The 3727-nt window shown below is 71.8% G+C and carries 3 protein-coding genes; 1 reads left to right on the top strand and 2 read right to left on the bottom strand.

Features of this window, described 5'->3' with window-relative positions:
• Positions 1-75 precede the first annotated feature (75 nt).
• Both alc and allB read right to left on the bottom strand, forming a co-directional pair.
• Positions 76-1194 (bottom strand): allantoicase, encoded by a 1119-nt coding sequence (gene alc / locus AB0F18_RS38880; RefSeq protein WP_362070179.1) that lies wholly within the window; start codon positions 1192-1194, stop codon positions 76-78.
• A 2-nt stretch (positions 1195-1196) separates the two neighbouring features.
• Positions 1197-2540, bottom strand: a complete 1344-nt coding sequence (allB, locus tag AB0F18_RS38875) for an allantoinase AllB (RefSeq protein ID WP_362070176.1) — start codon at positions 2538-2540, stop codon at positions 1197-1199.
• A gap of 327 nt (positions 2541-2867) precedes the next feature.
• Here allB and AB0F18_RS38870 point away from each other — a divergent pair, with 327 nt between their 5' ends.
• Entirely contained in the window at positions 2868-3671 is an 804-nt protein-coding gene (locus AB0F18_RS38870) for an IclR family transcriptional regulator (RefSeq protein WP_362070173.1), read from the top strand.
• The last annotated feature ends 56 nt before the right edge of the window (positions 3672-3727 follow it).

The following is a 3727-nucleotide window of genomic DNA, read 5'->3' as shown; positions in this document are numbered from 1 at the left end:
CGCGGTGCGCCCATCGGGCCGTTGCCGGGCCCCGGGGGTGTCGGCCCCCGGGGCGGCCGGCGGGCGGGAGCGGACTCAGCCGCCCAGCTCCTGGTTGCGGGCGGTCAGCGCGGCCGCGCCGTTCTCCGTCAGCGAGCCGTACAGGCGCAGGCGGGAGAAGCCTCCGTCCGGGAAGATGTCGATCCGTACGTGGGTGCCGACGGCCGGGGCGTCCAGCACGAACCGGTGGTTGGTGTCGGGCTGCAGGCGGGTCCGCGGCAGGAACTCCTGCCACTCGCCCTCCTCGCCGGTCTTCACCGAGAGGGAGGCCCAGCCGGCCGAGTTGCCCTTGAGGTAGGCGGTGTCGATCTCGACGGCGCGGATCTCGGACTCGGCCACCAGCTGGTAGCGGATCCAGTCGTTGCCGTTGTCACGGCGGCGGGCGGTCTCCCAGCCGTCGTCCATCTTGCGGGAGCGGCCCGGGTTGATGGTGTTGGTCGGCGGGGAGTAGAAGCGGTTCGACGCGTCCTGGACGGCGCCGCCGTTCTCCAGCGCCACCACGTCGAAGGAGCCGAGGGCCGCGAGCCACTTCGGGTCCGGGAGGACCTCGCCGTAGACGCGCAGGCGGGCGATGCCGCCGTCGGGGTGCTGGTTGACGCGCAGGTGCGTGAAGCGCTGCGGGGTGGTGACCTCGAAGCCGTTGGCCGCGTGGCCGCCGACCGGCGTGCGCGGGACGATGGTCGTCCACTTCACGTCGGCGCCCTGGAGCTCCTCCGGGGTCGGCGCGAGGGCGCCCTCCCAGTTGGTGGCCTCGATGGAGACGGCCTGCGGCATGTTGCCGCGGAAGTGGGCGGTGTCGACGACGATGCCGCGGATGACGCCGGGGGCGCCCAGGCGGACGAGCGCCCAGTCGTGGTCGTCGGCGGTGGGCCAGGGCTCCTCGGCGGAGACGCCGCGGCGGCGGCGGGTCTCCCAGCCGTCCATGATCTTGCCCTTGTGGCCGAAGTGCTCGGGGTCGAAGTGCGCGGCCTCGGCGATCAGCAGGTTCTCGCGCTGGGCGAAGAACTCGTCGTTGGCGGCGATGACACCGGCACCCAGCTCGCGGGCGGCGAGGTTGGCGTACTGGGTGAACTCGAACTCCGCGGTGCGGTAGTCCGCGTACGGGTCGCCGCCCCCGTACGGGTTCGCGTTACCGGTGAAAGAAGGAATCGCCACTGTCAGTTCTGCCTTTCAAGGAGGAGGCCCGTGGGCTCGGTCGGGGTGCCGTGGTCGGCGATCAGCCGGCCCCGCAGCCAGGTGGACTTCACGACGCCGTGCAGGGTCTTGCCCGCGTACGCCGTGACCTGGTTGCGGTGGTGCAGGTGCGCCGGGTCCACGGTGAAGGTCTCTTCGGGGGCCAGGACGGCGAAGTCGGCGTCACGGCCGGCCTCGATGGCGCCCTTCTGCGACAGGCCGGCGAGGCGGGCCGGTGCGGCGGACATCCAGCGGACGACGTCCTCCAGGGAGTGGCCGCGCCCGCGCGCCTCGGTCCAGATCGCCGGGAGACCCAGCTGGAGGGAGGAGATGCCGCCCCAGGCGGTGGAGAAGTCGCTCGTCTTGAGGTCCGCGGTGGAGGGCGAGTGGTCGGAGACGATGCAGTCGATGGTGCCGTCGGCGAGCGCGTCCCACAGGAGGTCCTGGTTGGCGGCCTCGCGGATGGGCGGGCAGCACTTGAACTCGCTGGCGCCGTCGGGGACTTCCTCGGCGGTCAGGGTCAGGTAGTGCGGGCAGGACTCGACGGTGATCCGCACGCCCTCGGCCTTCGCGGCGGCGATCAGCGGCAGCGCGTCACTGGAGGACAGGTGCAGCACGTGCACCCGGGCACCGAGCCGCTTGGCCTGGGCGATCAGGTTCTCGATCGCCGTGTTCTCGGCGTCGCGCGGGCGGGAGGCCAGGAAGTCGGCGTACTTGGGGCCGGGCACGACGGGCGCGGAGTCGAGGTGGTGCGGGTCCTCGGCGTGGACGATCATCAGGCCGCCGAAGCCGGTGATCTCGGCGAGGGAGGCGGCCAGCTGCTCCTGGTCGAGCTCGGGGAACTCGTCGACGCCGGAGGGCGACAGGAAGCACTTGAAGCCGTAGACGCCGGCGTCGTGCAGGGGGCGCAGGTCCTTGACGTTGTCGGGCAGGGCGCCGCCCCAGAAGCCGACGTCCACGTGCGCCTTGGCCCGGGCGACCTCCTGCTTGACGCGGAGGTGGTCGACCGTGGTGGTGGGCGGAAGGGAGTTGAGGGGCATGTCGAGGATGGTCGTGATGCCGCCGGCGGCGGCCGCGCGGGTCGCCGTCCAGAAGCCCTCCCACTCGGTGCGGCCCGGGTCGTTGACGTGGACGTGGGTGTCCACCAGGCCGGGGAGCAGGACGTCGTCGCCGAAGTCCTCCAGCCGGGCTCCGGCCGGTACCTCGGCCTCGTACGCCAGCACGGCCGTGATCTTCCCGCCGGCGACGGCGACCGAGGCGGCCCGCGTCCCCTCGGGGGTGATGACGCGCGTCGAGCGCAGTACCAGTTCCACAGCCACGTCGGCCACCGGAACCTCCCCATCTACTTCCACAGAGCGAAATTCAACGTTCTGTTGACGGAGTCTTCACCCCGATCCGGGGCCAGTCAAGAGCGCCCGGACGGACCACTGACGCGTTCTCACTGCAATTGGATGTTTCCACGAGATGGAATTAAGATTTCACTATCCAGAATGTAGCTACCACCACCGCCACCCGGGCGGGTAACTTCCCGAGGACGTCCGCCACCAGGACAAACCGCCTCTGACCGGCGGGGACGGCCGAGGCCTGGCTCTAGGGCCGACGGCGACCGACCGGTAGGCTGCTTCCTTGCCTGCCAGCACCGAAAGGACCGCGCCGTGCCGACGTCCAGCGCCAGCACCACCGACGCTTCCGCCAAGCCCACCGCCGCCGGCGGTGGCGTCCAGTCCCTGGAGCGCGCCTTCGATCTGCTCGAACGGATGGCCGACGCCGGGGGCGAAGTCGGTCTCAGCGAGCTCTCCGCCGCGAGCGGCCTGCCGCTGCCGACCATCCACCGCCTGATGCGCACCCTCGTCGCCTGCGGCTACGTCCGGCAGCAGCCCAACCGACGGTACTCCCTCGGCCCCCGCCTCATCCGCCTCGGCGAGTCCGCGTCGCGGCTGCTGGGCACCTGGGCGCGCCCCTACCTGGCCCGTCTGGTCGAGGAGACCGGGGAGACCGCCAACATGGCCCTGCTGGACGGGGACGAGATCGTCTACGTCGCCCAGGTGCCGTCCAAGCACTCCATGCGCATGTTCACCGAGGTCGGCCGCCGGGTGCTGCCGCACTCCACCGGTGTGGGCAAGGCGCTGCTCGCCCACACGCCGGCCGAGGAGGTGCGGGCCCTGCTGGCGCGCACCGGGATGCCGGCCGCGACCGAGAAGACCATCACCACGCCCGAGGGCTTCCTGGAGGCCCTGGAGAAGGTCCGCAAGACCGGCTACGCGGTCGACGACAACGAGCAGGAGATAGGAGTCCGCTGCCTGGCCGTGTCGGTGCCGAACTCGCCGACCGCCGCCGCGATCTCCATCTCGGGTCCGGCCGGCCGGGTGACGCAGGAGGTGGCCGAGTCCTTCGTGCCGATCCTGCAGGGCGTGGCCGCCGAGCTGTCGGTGGCCCTGCAGAGCCAGACCCCGGCGTAGGCCCGTACGCGCGACGAGAGCCCCGGCGCCCCTCCCCCTGTGGGGGGCGCTGGGGC

The sequence above is a fragment of the Streptomyces sp. NPDC029216 genome (genome assembly GCF_040648015.1).
Lineage (GTDB): Bacteria > Actinomycetota > Actinomycetes > Streptomycetales > Streptomycetaceae > Streptomyces.
The sequence above is the reverse complement of the archived record's forward strand: the minus strand, read 5'-3'. Positions and strand labels throughout refer to the sequence as shown.